This window comes from Hahella chejuensis KCTC 2396 (assembly GCF_000012985.1).
In the GTDB taxonomy this organism is placed as follows: domain Bacteria; phylum Pseudomonadota; class Gammaproteobacteria; order Pseudomonadales; family Oleiphilaceae; genus Hahella; species Hahella chejuensis.
Window position 1 is genome coordinate 1,480,413 of the sequence record NC_007645.1, and the last position, 16,010, is coordinate 1,496,422.

The window sequence follows — 16,010 nt, forward strand, 5'->3', positions numbered from 1 at the left end:
CCCTCACTTTATTGCGACTTGCGAACTCGTAGATACCACTCGCAAAGTAAACGCACTTGTTTTTCAGTATAGCCACGCTCGATCATGCGCCGTACAAATTCCTGGTGTTTCTTCTGGTCCTCCTGGGACGCTTTCGGGTTGAACGAGATGACCGGCAACAGGTCTTCCGTGTTGGAGAACATTTTCTTCTCAATCACGGTGCGCAGTTTTTCATAACTGAGCCAGGACGGGTTTTTGCCGTTGTTGTTGGCCCGCGCCCGCAGGACGAAATTAACCACTTCGTTGCGGAAATCTTTCGGGTTGCTGATGCCGGCCGGTTTCTCAATTTTCTCCAGTTCGTCGTTGATGGCGGCGCGGTCAAAGATCTCGCCGGTCTCAGGGTCGCGGTATTCCTGATCCTGAATCCAGAAATCGGCGTAGGTGACGTACCGGTCGAAAATGTTCTGACCATACTCGGAGTAAGACTCCAGATAGGCGGTCTGAATTTCCTTGCCGATAAACTCCACATAGTGGGGCGCCAGAGATTCTTTGATGAAGCGCAGGTAACGGTCATGGGTTTCCTGCTGGAACTGCTCCTGTTCGATCTGCTTCTCAAGCACGTACAGCAAGTGCACCGGGTTGGCGGCCACCTCGGTAGTGTCGAAGTTGAACACCTTGGACAGTATCTTAAAGGCGAAACGGGTGGAAAGACCGTCCATGCCCTCGTCGACGCCAGCGGAGTCTTTGTACTCCTGAATCGACTTGGCTTTGGGATCGGTGTCCTTGATGTTCTGACCGTCGTACACCTTCATTTTTGAGTAAATGCTGGAGTTTTCCGGCTCTTTAATGCGGGAAAGACAGGAGAACTGCGCCAGCATGCTCAGGGTGTCGGGCGCGCAGGGCGAGCCGGCCAGGGAACTGTGCTTGAGCAGTTTCTTGTAGATTTTGACTTCTTCGGACACCCGCAGACAATAAGGCACTTTGACGATATAAATCCGGTCAAGGAACGCCTCATTGTTTTTGTTGTTGCGGAAGGTCTGCCACTCTGACTCGTTGGAGTGAGCCATAATGATGCCTTCGAACGGCACCGCGCCCATGCCTTCAGTCGTGTTGTAGTTGCCTTCCTGGGTAGCGGTCAACAACGGGTGCAATACTTTGATGGGCGCTTTGAACATCTCCACGAACTCCAGCATGCCCTGATTGGCTTTACAGAGTCCGCCGGAGAAAGAGTAGGCGTCGGGGTCGTGCTGGGGAAAATCCTCCAGCATGCGAATGTTGACCTTGCCGACCAGCGCGGAAATATCCTGGTTGTTTTCATCGCCGGGTTCGGTTTTGGAAACGGCGACCTGATTGAGGATAGACGGATACAGCTTGACCACTTTGAACTTGCTGATGTCGCCGTTGAACTCATGCAGGCGTTTCACCGCCCAGGGCGACATGATAAAGCGTAGATAACGGTTGGGAATGCCGTATTCCTCTTCCAGAATCTTGCCGTCTTCAGCCGGGTCGAACAGACCTAGCGGCGATTCAAATACGGGAGAGTCCTTGATGGCGAAGAAGGGCTGTTTCTGGAACAAGCTCTTCAGTTTCTCAGCCAGGGAGGATTTACCTCCGCCAACCGGACCCAGCAGATAGAGAATCTGTTTCTTCTCTTCCAGGCCCTGGGCGGCGTGTTTGAAAAACGACACTATCTGTTCCACGCACTCTTCCATGCCGTAGAACTCTTCAAATTCGGGGTAACGTTTGATGACTTTATTGGAGAAGATGCGGCTTAACCGTTGATCGCGGGATGTGTCGACCAGTTCCGGTTCGCCGATGGCGAGAAGCATTCTCTCTGCAGCGGACGCATAAGCGGTGCGATCCTTTTTGCAGATCTCCAAATACTCCTCCAACGTGTACTCTTCTTCCTTGCGTGAGTCGTATCGACTGGCGAATTGACTGAAGATGCTCATATAGGCCCCCTCTTGTGATGAATAGCTCGCTTAGTGGCGCTAAAACGTCGACATGATCGGTGACCGGCTATCGTGGACTGGCGGTTTCGCCTTGCTCAGACAGGGTCATCATGCGCCTTTTTGGAGCTTTATATGCGCCCCTTTCGGCTGCGTCTGGCCTGCAGACAAGTTTCCTGACATTTTTTCAGCGCGCCCGCGGGCGTCTCCGCTGAACAGATGTGAGAAAACGTTTCTGAATGCGCCCCAACACCACTTGCATGAAGTATTCCGCTTAGAATTAGCATAGTTCATGTCTATACAATTGGATAGGAATTAATTTTCTTAGTTTCATTAAAATTTTTTATATATCATTCTGTTACGTTAGGTGACACATTAATCTGATCAGGATTGCAGGGTGATTTCGCGCGCCTTTTTGTGCGCGTTAGATACCCATTTCCTCAAGTTGTGCGCCCGGATGGGGCGCGTTGGCGGAACGCTAGGAGAGTGTTGAGAAAAGCGCCCTGAAAAGCAGCCTGGCGGCAAAATGGACTTGAACAAGGGGAGCGCGGTGAATCGAAATGGCGCAGCGGACGTTCGCTGATACGACGTCCGCCACGGGGGCTTTAGGCGACTTTTTCCTCTTTTTCCATGGACTTGGGCGCGCCCATATCAAGGACTTTGATAGAGTTGGTCAGGGCTTTTCTGAGCTCTGGCGTGACTTTCTTCTCTTCCTCCAGATAGAGATACAGCACCCTTCCCAATTGTTTCAGCTGCCACTGCAACTCCTGATACATCAGGTCCATCTCCACGATTTCACGGCTGACGGTCTGAATGATCTGATTTTCGATCACATGCTGCAGCCAGCGGCCCAACGGCGCGCTCAGCATGCCGGAGCGCGTGACCAGAGTCCACAGACGGTCTATCTTCACTTTGGCGACCCGCATGCGTTTGATGTGTTCTCTCTCCGCCAGGGTTTCCCGTAGCGCATAGATGCTCTCCACCACGCCTTCCAGCATCTGCCGCTTTTCCATAAGTTGCGCCGACATGCCGCTCAGGTCGCCTGAAATCTCCTGTTGAGTAGCGGCGTGATTCACCTGACGCAGCACGGACATGAGCGCCATATGCACCTGATTGGGGAAGAAGGAACTGTCGATCTGGAAAACCGGCATCACTTCGCCGAGGTGAATCTTGTCATTGAAACGGCGCTTCTCACAGATGGCGTAGGTTGCATCCGCCATCGCCACAACCTGCCCGACGATGCACAAGCTGTCTTCGAACAAGCCTGCGGGATAGCCGCTGCCGTCGGCGCGTTCATGATGCTCTTTGACCGCTCGGCGGGTGACGTCGGGAATCTCTTTGATATAGGACAGAAACAGTTCGCCGATGAGGGTGTGACTTTGCATGGCGCGCCACTCTTCCGGCGTGTACTCGCCAGTTTTCGCAACAATTTGCGGATCAATGTGGAGCATACCGGCGTCGTGGGCCAGTCCCGCCATAAAAGCCGCTTCGCGCTCTTCATTACTTAGATTAAGGCGCGTCGCCATGGCGAAGCTTAGCCATGCGCAGAACAGGCCCTTTTGATATTCTTTCGGCAGTCGCTTACACAGAACGGTGACTTTCTGCACCAGCAGATCGTAGCCGCCATATTTCTCGCACACTTCGATGAGGCTGGCTTCCAGGCGCATGGACGAATGAATCTCCAGCAGCCCTTCAAAACGATCGAACATCTGATGGATATCCCGGTGAATTTCCTGCCCATAAAGGGCGTCGTCCACATTGACGGACACTTCAAGCGGCTTTACCAGCTTATGGTTAAGCAGTCTGCGCGCAACTTCCGGTTTGATCGCCAACCCTTTTTTAACCAGCAGCATCCCATCCTTGTTGTATATGTCCTCGGTTGCGATGACCGCATTGGTCTCGTTCACCTCCGCTAGATGATTCGTATAGTGGTCGGGTGTTGTCGGATCGTATTGATTCATTTCAGTATTCCTGCCGAAATCAGAAATTGACGTCATGCCATTAGGATGAGGCTGGAAGTGTGGGGCGCGTGTGAGATGATCGAATATTGCTCAAATATAGCTCAGTTATAGAGGGGGGATGGTGTATTTCTGCTCATATTTTGCAATCGAACGTAACTAACGTATCTAAAAAGAAAAATCCTGAAAAATCAGGAGGGAGTGGCGTATTTCGCCAGTTAAATGTCGCGTTTGGCTGTATTGGCGTATAAAAAGTGCTCTATATTTGAAAGTGGCCGAAGCGTGGTGGCGACCAAAGAGCGGCTGATCGAAAAAGTCTGTTAGCATTCTCCTTCATAACGCAAGCGCGTCGTCGGTTCGGCGCGCGCTTCATTTGGCTGATTCAAGGAGATGTGGATGACTGAGTATTTCGCCACCGTGCGCTGGCGTAGAGGCGCGCAGGATTTTGTCTCCAATCAATATAGTCGCGGGCATGAATGGGAGTTTGACGGCGGCGTTCGAGTTCCCGCTTCCGCGTCTCCGCATATTGTCCCCTTACCTTTCTCTGTAGCCGAAAACGTTGATCCTGAAGAAGCGTTCGTCGCTTCGCTCTCCAGTTGTCACATGTTGTTTTTTCTGGCGTTCGCCGCGAAGCGCAAATTCGTCGTGGACAGCTATGAAGATCCCGCCATTGGAGTTCTCGCCAAGAATGCGCAAGGCGTCATGATGATGACTCAGGTGAGGCTGCGTCCCCGCGTTGAGTTTTCCGGCTCAGTCAGGCCGACTCATGAGGAGCTGGAAGCATTGCATCATCGTGCGCATGAAAGCTGCTTTATTGCTAACTCAGTGAAAACAGAAGTCGTGGTGGAGTTAGAGGCTCAGAATTGAGAAAGCGAGCAGGGGGGCTGAATCTGGAGATAGGGTTAGAAGAGAGTAAGAGGCTGGGATAAGGAGCCAAAGCGTGCGTCAAGTAGCGCCCGGATTTAACTTATAGACGCACGCTTTGGCTGTAACTGTCGCCGCTTATTCGGCGGGAGCGGTTTCCAGATCCGCCGGCGCATCAGCCGGAGCTGCAGGATCTACAGCCATATCAGGCTGGGGTTCCGCTTCATACAATTGACCGGCTCTGGAACCGGATGCGGTGGCTTCACCGCTGTACACTACAAACTCATCGCGGCTGATTTCGCCGTTCTGATCGATATCGATCTGGGCGAATGCTTCGTTGATGCTGGAATCAGCAGCGGCTTCTTCTTTGTTGATGACGCTGTTGCGGTCAGTGTCCAGGTATGAAAACACCTGCTCTACCGCCGGACCTGCGTACTGATCGGAGCTGGTGGGCGCTTCAGTGATTTGCACTGGGGCGCTCATTTCAGTTTGAGGCTGTTGCTCCGCCACAGGTTGTTCAGTTTGAACGCTGGTTTCGTCAGAGCAAGCAGTCAGTGCTGCCAGGAATGACGCGGTTACGATTGCGAGTGCTTTATTCATACTCTAATACCTACTAAGTTGGTGTCCTTGTTTCCATTTTTAGGAGGCAGGCCCGAATGTGCGGATTCAAAGCTCCCCCCTGTTAACCTCTCCCTTCATGAGGTAGCCGGGCTACGTCGCCTCAGCGTGTTTCGTCCTAGGTATATCAAGTTCGGCGCCAGTTTTTAAAAAATGTTTAAAAACAGTAAGTTGATATGATTTGGCTCACTTTGTGAGCCGTCAAGGGGGCGCTGAAAGTCGCAGAAAAGAGACGGCAGCAGGGGCTGCACAGGCAATATTATAAATATCAATGAGTTACGTGTTGCAAAAAGGCAACGTCGGCCGGCAGAGGGTTAGCGGAAGAATTCGGCGGCCGGGGGACGTCGCCGCGCCTGGCCGCCTGTTGATGCGTTTTATTCGTCGAGAGAAATCACTGTATTGATCGCCGGACTCAGCAGCTCCAGGCTCTTGCCGTCGGGCCTGCGCGCAAGGATTCGGGTGACGGATTCTCTGGCGCCGATTCCGAAAATCAGACGCGGGCTCTGATCCGTCATCAACCCTACTGAGGATGTCGCTTGTCGGGTATAGCTGCGCACATCATCCATTTCAATAGTGACCTCCGTTCCCAGCCATTCTGGTGAGTCCGGCAGTTGCAGTGCGATGAAGTTGGCGTCGGCGTTGTTCAGAAAGGCGCGCACGGGTCCGTCCATATTTAGCCAGACAATGTCCGGGCGGCCGTCGCCGTTCAGGTCTGTGATGACAGGAGACTGGCCAAACCAGGGATTATCCAGCTCTAAAGCGTCAGCCTGGAAAAAGCCTGTGGCGTGGCCGATTTCTGTGGGCAGTTGCAAAAATGCCTTGCCCGGCAGTTTGCTGACCTTATGAATTGGCCATTTAATGTAATTCTGCGCTACCAGCAGATCTATCTCGCCATCCAGGTTGATATCTTCAAACACGCCGCCCCAGGCGAAGCCGTAACCTGTTAACTGGTACGGTTCGGTCATATCGGTGAAGCGAAAGTCTCCTTCGTTTCGCAATAGCAACCATTCGCTGTCCTGGCGCTGGTCTTCGCGCAGGTCTCCGCTGGAGAGAAACTCGGGGATGGAGTTGCCGATATTGGTGAAAAACAGGTCCTGGTCGCCGTCGCGATCAATGTCTCCCACCGCCAGGCCCATCCAGAAGCCAAACCCTGAGTGGGTGGGAACAGATTCAAAACGACCGCCGCCGAGGTTCTTGAAAATTTCCACTTCTCCCGTGTTTTGCGCTACGACCAAGTCCTGCAGGCGATCGCCGTTGAGGTCGACGAAGACGGACAGAAATGTGTTTTGCAATGAAGCGGTTCCTGATTGTTGGGTGATGTCCGTAAATTGCAGGTCGCCGTCGTTACGCAGGAGCACATTGGCGCGGGCGTGGCCGGGGTCGTTGAAGGTGGCGCTTTTGAAAGCGTTAAAAGAGATAAAGTTGCTGATATAGAGGTCGCCGTCGCCATCCTGATCGATGTCGGAAACCGTGACGGTGAAAGAGACGGTGTTGTCCGGCAGTTGTACGGGCAGCTTTTGCGCAGTGAAACGTCCGCTGTTGTTTAAATATAAATAGACGCCATCATTGCGGGCGATAATAAGATCCACCTCGCCATCTGTGTTCATGTCCATCGCTGTAGCGCCGTAGGTGGCCGTCGAAGCGGATAATCCTGTGTCCTGAATGATGTTGCGTAACTCGCCGTCTTTCAGGCTCAACAGGGCGTCTTCCTGTCCTTCGCCCCCGCCTATAAAAATCTCTTCTTTGCCATCGCCGTCGATGTCCAGCACCGCTGCGCCGCTGAAGGGGTGAACTTTTTGGGTCCAGTGGTGGACGAAATCGGTTTTAACCTCTGTAAAAGGAGAAAGCTTCAGATCGGAAGGCGCTTCCCGGACGTCTTCCAGGGAAGCGGCGCAGCCGGTCAGAAAAAAAGGTAGTGTTAAAAGGGCGCTGATAGCAGCTGATGTTTTCATGAACAGTTTCCGCATGGTTCGCATTGCATATGACTTAAAGAAAAATAGTCGATTTGACGCAGTTATCAGAGCTCAAGCGATGCCTGTCTGAAATAGCCGGCAATATGCTCGCGCGCTGTTCATAAATTCTTCCGCGCCGGTTACACTTCTTCGCGTAAAAATACCTAAAAAGATTAGAAAATATCAGCTTTGGCGCATAAAATTGCCGCCTTTTGCCGCCACCACAAAGGATGTCGATTTGAGCGCACCTGCTTCCTCCCAGTTTAATGTCATCAGCCAGGGTAAAATTCTTTCCGGTTTCGAAGAGCGTCAGGTGCGGGATAACCTTGTTGCGCGTTTGAAGCTGTCAGACGCGCAAGTCGAGCGTCTGCTGACCGGAGCGGTAGTCATCAAAAAATCGCTGTCTACGTCAGACGCCAGAAAATATCAGGCCTTATTTGGTCGTCTGGGGCTGGCGGTGACGCTGCAACCCAGCCAGCCGCCGCCGACAGCCGCCGCGCAACCTGTGCAACCCACTGCGACATCGTCAGCCAGTGGCGCCAAACCGGGCAAAGACGCCGACGCGCAGACAGACGTGCTTGCCCTGGCGAAGCAGCGTCTGCATCAACCTATTCCCAAACTACCGGTAACCACAGCTTATAAACTGGGGCTGTTTAGCGTGACCTTGTTGAGCCTGATAGCGCCTTTGATTTACATCAGCCTGACAATCTGCGCGATAGTGGGAACGGTTTGGTACGGGATCAGTATCCCGGATATTCTGGCGGTGCGTAAAACCAACGCGATGGGGACGTTGATGCTGTTCGTACCGGTTCTGCTGGGAACCGTGTTCGCCTTGTTCCTGCTGAAGCCGTTCTTTGGTCGCGACTACGAAAACCGCACCCTGGAGCTGAATCCGAAAAAGTATCGCCGCTTTTATCAGCTTGTGCAGCTACTTACCGAACGTATGGGCTTGCCGGCTCCGGTGAAAATCTACGTGGATGGCGAGGTCAATGCCCACGTCGCCCCGGAAAAAGGGCTGCTGAGCCTGTTTCAGGGACGTTTGACCCTGACCGTCGGTCTGCCGCTGTTGGCGGGCATGAACAGCCGGCAATTTATCGGCGTGTTGGGGCATGAGTTCGGGCACTTCGCGCAACGCAACGCCATGATCGCCAACTATATCGTCAACACCGCCAATGCCTGGATGGCGAGTCGCGCCTTCTATCCTGACGCCTGGGATCGACGCTTGAGCAAGTGGCGGGAGTATTCTCCCATTTTTGCGCTGGATGTGGCGCTGATCGCGGCGCAAGGCATGATTAAAGGCACGCGCCTGATTCTGAAGTACCTGTTTTTATTCAACTTGCGCGTCACTCGTTGGATGTCGCGGGAGATGGAGTATGACGCGGACCGCTATGAGAGCTGGATCGCCGGTAGCGAGACTTTCCAAAGCACGGCGGTGGCGCTGTGGAATATGTCCATGTCGCAGCAACGTAGAGATGAGATCTGGCAATCCGCCTGGAACGAAGACCGCCTCATCGACAACCTGCCGCAAACTATTGCCCAGTTGGCGGCGGAATTATCCCAGGAAGAAATCGACGCGGTGCGGGCGAAAATGGACGAGCGCCAGACCAATGTTTGGGATACGCATCCGGCGGATAACGATCGTATCGCCCATGCGGAGTCTCTTGGCTACGAAGCGATTTGGAGCGATGAGTTTCCCGCCGCTGAGTTAATGCCGGATTTTGACGCCTTGTGCAAAATCGTCACGCTGCGCATCTACAATTCAATGGGGCTGGAGAAGCCCGAGCAGTACCTGTGCTCCTTTGAGGAAATCAGGGATGTTCATTCCAAAATGAATGAGTCGGAAGAAGCCCTGAAACGTTACTTCGCCGACTTGTTCTCCATGCGCCTGATGAAGCCGTTCAATGCGACGCCGACGGAGGTTGATCTGGCTGGGGCTGTGACCGAACTGCGAGGCCAGATTCCGCGCGCGACGGCGCAAATGGAGCTGTATTGGGAAGCCTATCAGCATATGGAGGCGGCTCAGGTAGGGCTGGCCTATGTGGAGGCGGGTTATAACATCGACGCGGCTGATTTCGGCGTGAAGGCCGGCGATATCGGCTCCGTGCAACGCAGCCTGGATGATCGACGTACGGAAGTGAAACGGATGGCGGGTGAGTTAAGCCGCTGTCTGGACGCTTATGTGGCGCAACGCATGCATCTGGCGATGGCGCAGATGTCCGCGGAGGAAAAAGCGCGGGCGGAGTCGCTATACAACACTTTCCGCCAGCTGTTTTTATTGCGGGATATCTGGGACAGCCTGCCGTTATGCATGGCGGCGCTTGACGCCCTGTATCGCCAGGATGAAGAAGAACGACCCAAATTTTTTGCTCAGGCGGCGGCGCGACATGTGCAGTTGGCGAGAGAATATTTGCGTCAGTTCCATCAGATCTCCGCCAATATCGACCTGCGTTTTTCCACCAGCAAAGAACAGACTCTGGCGGAGTTCGCGGTGAATTGGGGTGTAAATCCAGAGGAAAAGCTGGATGAGCTGAACGCCGGAGCGATCTTCCAGATCAGCGACCGTTGTTTGCGGGTGATGCGTTACGCCTATCGCCGTACGATTTCCGAACTGGCGTTGCAGTGTCTGCAGGAAGAAGAAAAGCTGGGGGTTCCTCCGTTGAAAGTCGAGATTAAACCGGCGACGGCCTAGTCGTCACAAGCCCCTGACGCGCTATGTCTGCGAGCAGCGTTGCTATCAACGCATTGGGAAACTGTCTGTAGTCCAGATAGGGCGTCAGGTAAACGTTTCCCGCTCGCAGGATACGACCGTCTTCCTCTAACGCTTGAGGTGTTTGGGAGAGCGTTGAGAACCCTTCCGCGAATTGTTGTCCCCCGATAAAGTGCAAGGGAGGCTGATGGTCTGTTGGCGTCTCCAGCAGATGTTGTTGAAACAGCAACGCCGTCGCGCCGCCTTCCGTGAATAAACGCCTGTCCCGCACCGCGCGCCAGTCTTCCTCTGGAAACAACACCCCCTGCGTTATCTTGGCGAAGATGGAAAAAATTTTGCGCCAATGATTGCCCGTCTCTTTGATGATGACTTCCGTTTCTCCAGGAATGCCGCAACGATAACCCTCCATCTGCTCATACTGGGGCATGGGCGGGCGGTGAGGGGTGTAAAGAATGAGTAGGGGGCGTGAGTCGCCGATTCCTGTTGCGTGCATGGCGAAGTCTGTGAGCGTGGCGTTGTTGGTGTTGATCGAGGAGGGGAGTATAGCCTGACCGGCTGAAAATAAGCGAAAAAACGCGCACATGGCCAACCTCGGTCCAGGCCGCTGGCTTGCAAAGCCTGGCCGGAGCGACGATGTGCGCTAATTCTTCAATATGCTGGAGTTAGCATTCCGCTGTCTCGGCCGTTTTCTCAGTGGCGCGAGTCATGGTGAAGATGCCTTGGGCGTTACTGCTGTCAAAGCGCAGGTCCATGCCCTTTTCAGCGCTTTCATTGATATCGTTGCGCTGAATGAATTCAAAGAAGGAGCCGGGAACTTCATGGGTTTCGACGCCTTGATCCGTTTTGAACTGGCGTTTTACTTTGGTGGCGCGATAAGCGGTCTGCATGATGTTGGCGTTGCGCGCCACTTCAATTTCATCCTTCATCGGGCGACCCAGCTCTCGCTGCTGTGCGTCCAGTTGACGAATGTCGCCCACGCGATCGGTCGCGTGGTTGAAAGCGTTGCCTTCAGTGGAGATCCAGGCCATTTCCGCGGACTCTTCCCGTAGCGCGAGATAGTCGTGCAGGTGAGGTACGCCGTGCTGACGGTCAAAACACTGCAGCAGGTTGGGCAACAATTCCGCCGCATCCGCCAGAGGCAGAACGCCGTTTGCGGCCAGCTTCTGCAACAGTTCTGCGGAGCGAGGCGTCAATGGATCGGAAGATACGGACACCACTCTGTCGACGGCGTCCTGGAAAGATTTAGTGAATTGCTCCGGGTACAGCTCACTGACGAAGTATTGGGCGATATCGCGGGGCAGGTCCGCATGCGTGTAGACGAAGCCGCACATTTTCAGCTTGGGCAACGGATACTGCCCGGCCACGGTAAAACCGAGGGGCTCCAGGATGCGTGCAAACGCTTTGTAACCCATCGGCAGCGCCTGGTTTTCCCAGGCTACGGTGCGTAACGCGCCATGGTCGAACACGACCTTTTCTCCGGACGCCAGTTTTTCCGCCACGTATTGCTTGCCTTCCGGCACTCGCTCCAGCAGGTCGTCAAACAACATCATATTCATCGCCTGGGCGATGACGGCGCGGTTGAGCGGCTCGTCGTCATTGTGAGGCCGGGCGAAAATGGGGTGCAATTGGACGGAATCAAGCAATTGCTGAGCCTTGGCGGCGTCAGTCAGCGAAGACAACAGTTTGAAAAGCGCAGTAGTTTGCATGGTACGGCTCGTAATCCTGAAAATAATACTGACGTTCGTCTGACCGGCGTGCGTCCAGACGCCTCAGGCGTTCTGGAAGAAAAGGAGGAGATCCGGCTTCGGTCGAAGTCCGGTTACAGGCGCACAGTCGGAAACAGCTTCCCGTACATCATCGGTATATATTAATCAGGCGGATAAATAGCTTCCTTCTATATTGTCCGCCACGACAGGGCCTGCGCATGTCAGGCCCTGTCTCCCGCAGCTGGCCGCCGCGCAGGCGCATCCATGCGTCTGGCTATTAACATGCCAATATCATTGTCATGTTAATAAGCGTTAAACCAATAAGGAAAATCCTGACCTGTCGAACCGCGCGTCCTGGCGCGGATGTCAAAAGGAGAGCTGCAAGCTCTCCTTTCAAGTCAACTAAGCAAAGGCTTAGTTGAGATCGAACTTGATACCTTGCGCCAACGGCAGCTCGGAAGAATAGTTCACTGTCGCGGTGGAGCGGCGCATGTACGCCTTCCAGGAGTCGGAGCCGGACTCACGGCCGCCGCCAGTCTCTTTCTCGCCACCGAATGCGCCGCCGATTTCAGCGCCGCTGGTGCCGACATTGACGTTGGCGATGCCGCAGTCGCTGCCCACTGCAGAGGTGAACAGTTCCGCTTCACGCATGTTCAGAGTGAAGATGGCGGAAGACAGGCCTTGCGGCACGTCGTTCTGACGTTCAATCGCTTCTTCCAGATCGGAATAGCGGAAGAAGTACAGGATCGGCGCGAAGGTTTCGTGAGCATTATTAGTCATCGCTTTGCCACCTTCCACGATCGCTGGGTTCACGTAGTAAGCCTGCGGGAACTCTTTTTCCAGCGCGCGTCCGCCGCCGTATACGTCGCAGCCTTTCGCTTTGGCGTCAGCCAGCGCCTGCTCCATTTGCTCGTAAGAGCGGCCGTCGATGAGCGGACCGATCAGCGTGCCGGCTTCCTGTGGGTTACCGATAGGCAGTTGCTTGTAGGCGGCTTTCAGACGGCTCAACAACTCGTCGTAAATGGAGTCGTGAGCGAAGATGCGACGAGTGGTGGTGCAGCGCTGGCCGGCTGTGCCGACGGCGCCGAACACGATGGCGCGAGTGGCCATGTCCAGATCAGCGGATTCCGCAACGATGATGGCGTTGTTGCCGCCCAGCTCCAGGATGGATTTACCGAAACGAGCCGCGACGCGTTGGCCAACCACGCGACCCATGGCGCAGCTGCCGGTGGCGCTGATCAATGGTACGCGTTTGTCGTCAACCAGTTGCTCGCCGACTTCACGTTCGCCGATGATGACGCTAGACAAGCCTTCCGGCGCGTTACCGAAGCGGGCGATGGCTTTATCCAGCAGATGCTGACAGGCCAGGGCGCACAGAGGCGTTTTCTCGGAAGGTTTCCAGATCACAGGATCGCCGCAAACCAGCGCCAGTGCGCTGTTCCATGCCCAAACCGCCATAGGGAAGTTGAACGCGGAAATAACGCCGACCGGACCCATTGGGTGCCAGGATTCGCGTAGTGCGTGATTGGGGCGCTCGGAGGCGATAGTCAGGCCGTACAATTGACGGGACAGACCCACCGCGAAATCGCAGATGTCGATCATTTCCTGTACTTCGCCTTGGCCTTCAGAAATGATCTTGCCGCATTCCAGCGTGATCAAGGCGCCCAGGGTTTCTTTGTGCTTGCGCAGTTCTTCGCCGTAAATACGCACCAGCTCGCCACGCTGAGGGGCGGGCAGGCGACGCCAGGCTTTGAAGGCGTCCGCGGCGGCGGCGATTTTCTTTTCTACGTCGTCTTTGCTGTCCAGTTTCAGGTTAGCGATTACTTTGCCGTCAACCGGGGAACTGATTTTGTAGTCCCCTGAAGCAAGAATGCCCTGGTCCATGTCCAGGGCTGAAAAAATCTCTTGGATATTCATAGCGGTCCTCCCGTAAAGAGTCGTAAGTGCGTTTAGTTGTCCTTGTAGCGAACGCCTGGTTCGCTACTTACCCTGATGCCGGGGCGCGGGGTCGCCGCGCCCATTTTTGATCAGGCTACGCGACGCACTGAAGCCGAAGGATGTTTTCCGTCGTCTTCCATATAGTTGCGGCCGAAACGGTTGTTTATAAAGTCTTCGAAGCGAATATCTTCCTGACGTACGAAGCCTTGGTTCGGCAGTTTGCCTTCCGCCAACAGGTCCAACGCAGCGCAGATGCCGGACGCGGTGGTGATCTGGATGGCGCTGCGCAGTTTACCGTTGATTTCACGGCTGTAAATCTTACGAGCGAAGGTTTCCTGCAGGAACAGGCCATTCTTCACGCCGCTGACGTTGGCGAATACCAATACAACGTCTTGCATGGTGACAGGGATGGCGGATTCCATGATTTCTTTCAGCAGGTCGCGACGCTCGCCCAGACGCAGATCGTTCAGCAACAGCTTCATGACGTCGCGGTGGCCAGGATAGCGCACTGTGCGGTAGTTCAGGTTGGACACTTTACCTTCCAGAGTTTCGCACAGCGTGCCCAGGCCGCCGGAAGTGTTGAAGGCTTCGTAGTCGTCACCGTCCAGAGAGAAATGCTCCAGCTCTTCCATCGGCGGCACTTCGCGCAGCTGGCCGTTAACGATGGCTTCACATGGATTCAGGTATTCGTTGATCAGCCCGTCGGTGCTCCAGGTCAGGTTGTATTTCAACGCGTTGGAGGGGAACTTGGGCAGCGCGCCGACGCGCATGTGTACGTTGTGCAGAGAGTCGAAGTGGCGCGCCAGATCATAAGCGACGATGGAAATGAAGCCGGGCGCCAGACCACACTGTGGAATGAAGGCGGATTTGGCGTCTTTCGCCAGGGACTTGATCAAGCGGGTGCTGGCGACGTCTTCAGTCAGGTCAAGGTAGTGAACCTGCTGTGCAGCGGCGGCGTGAGCGATGGATGCGCTGATATCAAAAGGGCAGGAGTTGATAACGGCGAAGTGGCCTTTGAAAGCCGCTTCCATTTCCTGCTGATTGGAGGCGTTCGCCTTCACAGTTGAGATGCCGGGAATTTCTTCGGCGATGCGGTCCAGCGCGTCCTGATTCTGGTCTACCAGCGTGACTTTGTAGTCGCCAGTGCCGTTCAGGAAATCCGTGATCATTGAGCCGATTTTGCCAGCGCCTACAACAACGATGGGTTTCATATGTGCCTCTCCTAATTGTTATTGGATGAATAAATCTATAATAGGAGGCGCAGATGTCGGATTGTAACTGTCATAGTGACGAATTTACTGATAAATTTAGACGAAATATCTACAACTGTAGTGAAATCGTCATATGGATGAAAAAAACCAACGTTTGCTCGATCTGTTGCAGGCGAACGCCCGGGAAGCCACCTCGTCACTGGCGAGAAAACTCAACCTGTCCCGCACGGCGGTGCATGAACGCATCGCCAAGCTGGAGGCGGAAGGCGTCATTTGCGGCTATACCGTGCGTCTGGATAAGGAATATGAAAAGAAGCGCATCAGCGCCCAGGTGATGATCGAAATCAATCCGAAGCTGAACAAGCAGGTGGAAACGGCGTTGCGACGCATAGACGAAGTGCGGTCGCTGTACACGATCAACGGTCAATATGACTTCATCGCTCTGATCCGCGCGGAAACCACGGAACAGATCGATGAAGTGCTGGATCACATTGGCGAAATAGAAGGCATCGAAAAAACCATGTCGTCGATTGTGCTATCGACGAAGTTTGAGCGCTAAGAGGGCTTGTCCCTCTTCATGGGTACTACTAACCAGGATGTTTCACCAGTAGGAGCTATTATCCTGATAGTCACAATTGCCCCAGCTATCGTCGTTTCTATTATTGGTTGCGTCTAATGTCGGCTCTGAACACCCCCAACTTTCCTCGCTCATAAACCACTCACTTGGCTTAATTCTCTTACCGTCTCTCATATACTCTCTTGCTGGAGCCCACTCCGCAGGCTCTGGTGCGCATGTATTGCAGAGCAGCTCTTTATCGATTTCTACGCTATAGGGTAACGAGTCGATATGAGGGCCGCCCCAGATACTATTAACGCTGACCCACTGGCCGCACTTCGCGCATCTGTCGCAATTCATTGTGTCTGGGTCGAGTTCAAGGGCTGTCGATGCTTTCCAGTTGGTCTCCTTTACGCCCCCAAATTCGTTTAGAGATGCGGCGATAGAGTCTTTTACGCCGCCCAACATTTTTGCGGCCGTATCTGAATTTGGGTCTTCAACATCGACCATTAACGTGAGGCTTAAATGGATGGTCTTCTTTGTCACAGTTGTTCGCTCTCGCTGTAGTTTTA

Annotated in this window: 12 protein-coding genes; 3 read left to right on the plus strand and 9 right to left on the minus strand. The window is 54.1% G+C overall.

Annotated elements, in window-relative coordinates:
• Window positions 1–8: 8 nt before the first annotated feature.
• Both HCH_RS06670 and HCH_RS32165 read right to left on the minus strand, forming a co-directional pair.
• The gene (locus tag HCH_RS06670) at window positions 9–1,931 is read right to left on the minus strand and encodes a PrkA family serine protein kinase (protein ID WP_011395412.1); all 1,923 of its coding nucleotides are present in this window, start codon (window positions 1,929–1,931) and stop codon (window positions 9–11) included.
• A 602-nt stretch (window positions 1,932–2,533) separates the two neighbouring features.
• Window positions 2,534–3,889, minus strand: coding sequence for an HD-GYP domain-containing protein (locus tag HCH_RS32165; protein ID WP_011395413.1), 1,356 nt, complete (start codon window positions 3,887–3,889; stop codon window positions 2,534–2,536).
• Between the two features lie 393 nt (window positions 3,890–4,282).
• Here HCH_RS32165 and HCH_RS06690 point away from each other — a divergent pair, with 393 nt between their 5' ends.
• Complete coding sequence (locus tag HCH_RS06690) at window positions 4,283–4,753, plus strand: OsmC family protein (protein WP_011395414.1); 471 nt, start codon at window positions 4,283–4,285, stop codon at window positions 4,751–4,753.
• Between the two features lie 135 nt (window positions 4,754–4,888).
• On the opposite strand, the gene HCH_RS06695 is transcribed toward HCH_RS06690, so the two are convergent.
• Window positions 4,889–5,350: an EF-hand domain-containing protein gene (locus HCH_RS06695; protein ID WP_011395415.1), complete on the minus strand. Its 462-nt coding sequence runs from the start codon at window positions 5,348–5,350 to the stop codon at window positions 4,889–4,891.
• Window positions 5,351–5,742: 392 nt separating this feature from the next.
• The gene (locus HCH_RS06700) at window positions 5,743–7,320 is read right to left on the minus strand and encodes a CRTAC1 family protein (protein ID WP_158304933.1); all 1,578 of its coding nucleotides are present in this window, start codon (window positions 7,318–7,320) and stop codon (window positions 5,743–5,745) included.
• A 238-nt stretch (window positions 7,321–7,558) separates the two neighbouring features.
• Between HCH_RS06700 and HCH_RS06705 the strand changes: the two genes are divergently transcribed.
• Window positions 7,559–10,009 carry a M48 family metallopeptidase gene (locus tag HCH_RS06705; RefSeq protein WP_011395418.1) on the plus strand — a complete coding sequence of 817 codons (2,451 nt, stop codon included), beginning with the start codon at window positions 7,559–7,561 and terminating at the stop codon, window positions 10,007–10,009.
• Here HCH_RS06705 and HCH_RS06710 read toward each other — a convergent pair.
• The 4 genes from HCH_RS06710 to HCH_RS06725 all read right to left on the minus strand — a co-directional run bounded on the left by HCH_RS06710 (window position 9,990) and on the right by HCH_RS06725 (window position 14,882).
• Window positions 9,990–10,610: a DUF6942 family protein gene (locus tag HCH_RS06710; protein ID WP_011395419.1), complete on the minus strand. Its 621-nt coding sequence runs from the start codon at window positions 10,608–10,610 to the stop codon at window positions 9,990–9,992. The genes HCH_RS06705 and HCH_RS06710 overlap by 20 nt on opposite strands.
• A 79-nt stretch (window positions 10,611–10,689) precedes the next feature.
• The gene (locus HCH_RS06715) at window positions 10,690–11,733 is read right to left on the minus strand and encodes a DUF1338 domain-containing protein (RefSeq protein WP_011395420.1); all 1,044 of its coding nucleotides are present in this window, start codon (window positions 11,731–11,733) and stop codon (window positions 10,690–10,692) included.
• A gap of 414 nt (window positions 11,734–12,147) precedes the next feature.
• Window positions 12,148–13,650 carry an L-piperidine-6-carboxylate dehydrogenase gene (locus tag HCH_RS06720; protein WP_011395421.1) on the minus strand — a complete coding sequence of 501 codons (1,503 nt, stop codon included), beginning with the start codon at window positions 13,648–13,650 and terminating at the stop codon, window positions 12,148–12,150.
• A gap of 110 nt (window positions 13,651–13,760) precedes the next feature.
• The gene (locus HCH_RS06725) at window positions 13,761–14,882 is read right to left on the minus strand and encodes a saccharopine dehydrogenase family protein (RefSeq protein ID WP_011395422.1); all 1,122 of its coding nucleotides are present in this window, start codon (window positions 14,880–14,882) and stop codon (window positions 13,761–13,763) included.
• Between the two features lie 133 nt (window positions 14,883–15,015).
• Here HCH_RS06725 and HCH_RS06730 point away from each other — a divergent pair, with 133 nt between their 5' ends.
• The gene (locus HCH_RS06730) at window positions 15,016–15,441 is read left to right on the plus strand and encodes an Lrp/AsnC family transcriptional regulator (protein ID WP_011395423.1); all 426 of its coding nucleotides are present in this window, start codon (window positions 15,016–15,018) and stop codon (window positions 15,439–15,441) included.
• A gap of 42 nt (window positions 15,442–15,483) precedes the next feature.
• Here the strand turns inward: HCH_RS06730 and HCH_RS06735 are convergent, their stop codons facing one another.
• Entirely contained in the window at window positions 15,484–15,984 is a 501-nt protein-coding gene (locus tag HCH_RS06735; RefSeq protein WP_148212504.1) for a hypothetical protein, read from the minus strand.
• Window positions 15,985–16,010: the final 26 nt, after the last annotated feature.

Bases quoted from the DNA above. Each gene is read 5' to 3' on its own strand.
- HCH_RS06670 (WP_011395412.1), bottom strand. From the start codon at position 1,931: ATGAGCATCTTCAGTCAATTCGCCAGTCGATACGACTCACGCAAGGAA.
- HCH_RS32165 (WP_011395413.1), bottom strand. From the start codon at position 3,889: ATGAATCAATACGATCCGACAACACCCGACCACTATACGAATCATCTA.
- HCH_RS06690 (WP_011395414.1), top strand. From the start codon at position 4,283: ATGACTGAGTATTTCGCCACCGTGCGCTGGCGTAGAGGCGCGCAGGAT.
- HCH_RS06695 (WP_011395415.1), bottom strand. From the start codon at position 5,350: ATGAATAAAGCACTCGCAATCGTAACCGCGTCATTCCTGGCAGCACTG.
- HCH_RS06700 (WP_158304933.1), bottom strand. From the start codon at position 7,320: ATGAAAACATCAGCTGCTATCAGCGCCCTTTTAACACTACCTTTTTTT.
- HCH_RS06710 (WP_011395419.1), bottom strand. From the start codon at position 10,610: ATGTGCGCGTTTTTTCGCTTATTTTCAGCCGGTCAGGCTATACTCCCC.
- HCH_RS06715 (WP_011395420.1), bottom strand. From the start codon at position 11,733: ATGCAAACTACTGCGCTTTTCAAACTGTTGTCTTCGCTGACTGACGCC.
- HCH_RS06720 (WP_011395421.1), bottom strand. From the start codon at position 13,650: ATGAATATCCAAGAGATTTTTTCAGCCCTGGACATGGACCAGGGCATT.
- HCH_RS06725 (WP_011395422.1), bottom strand. From the start codon at position 14,882: ATGAAACCCATCGTTGTTGTAGGCGCTGGCAAAATCGGCTCAATGATC.
- HCH_RS06730 (WP_011395423.1), top strand. From the start codon at position 15,016: ATGGATGAAAAAAACCAACGTTTGCTCGATCTGTTGCAGGCGAACGCC.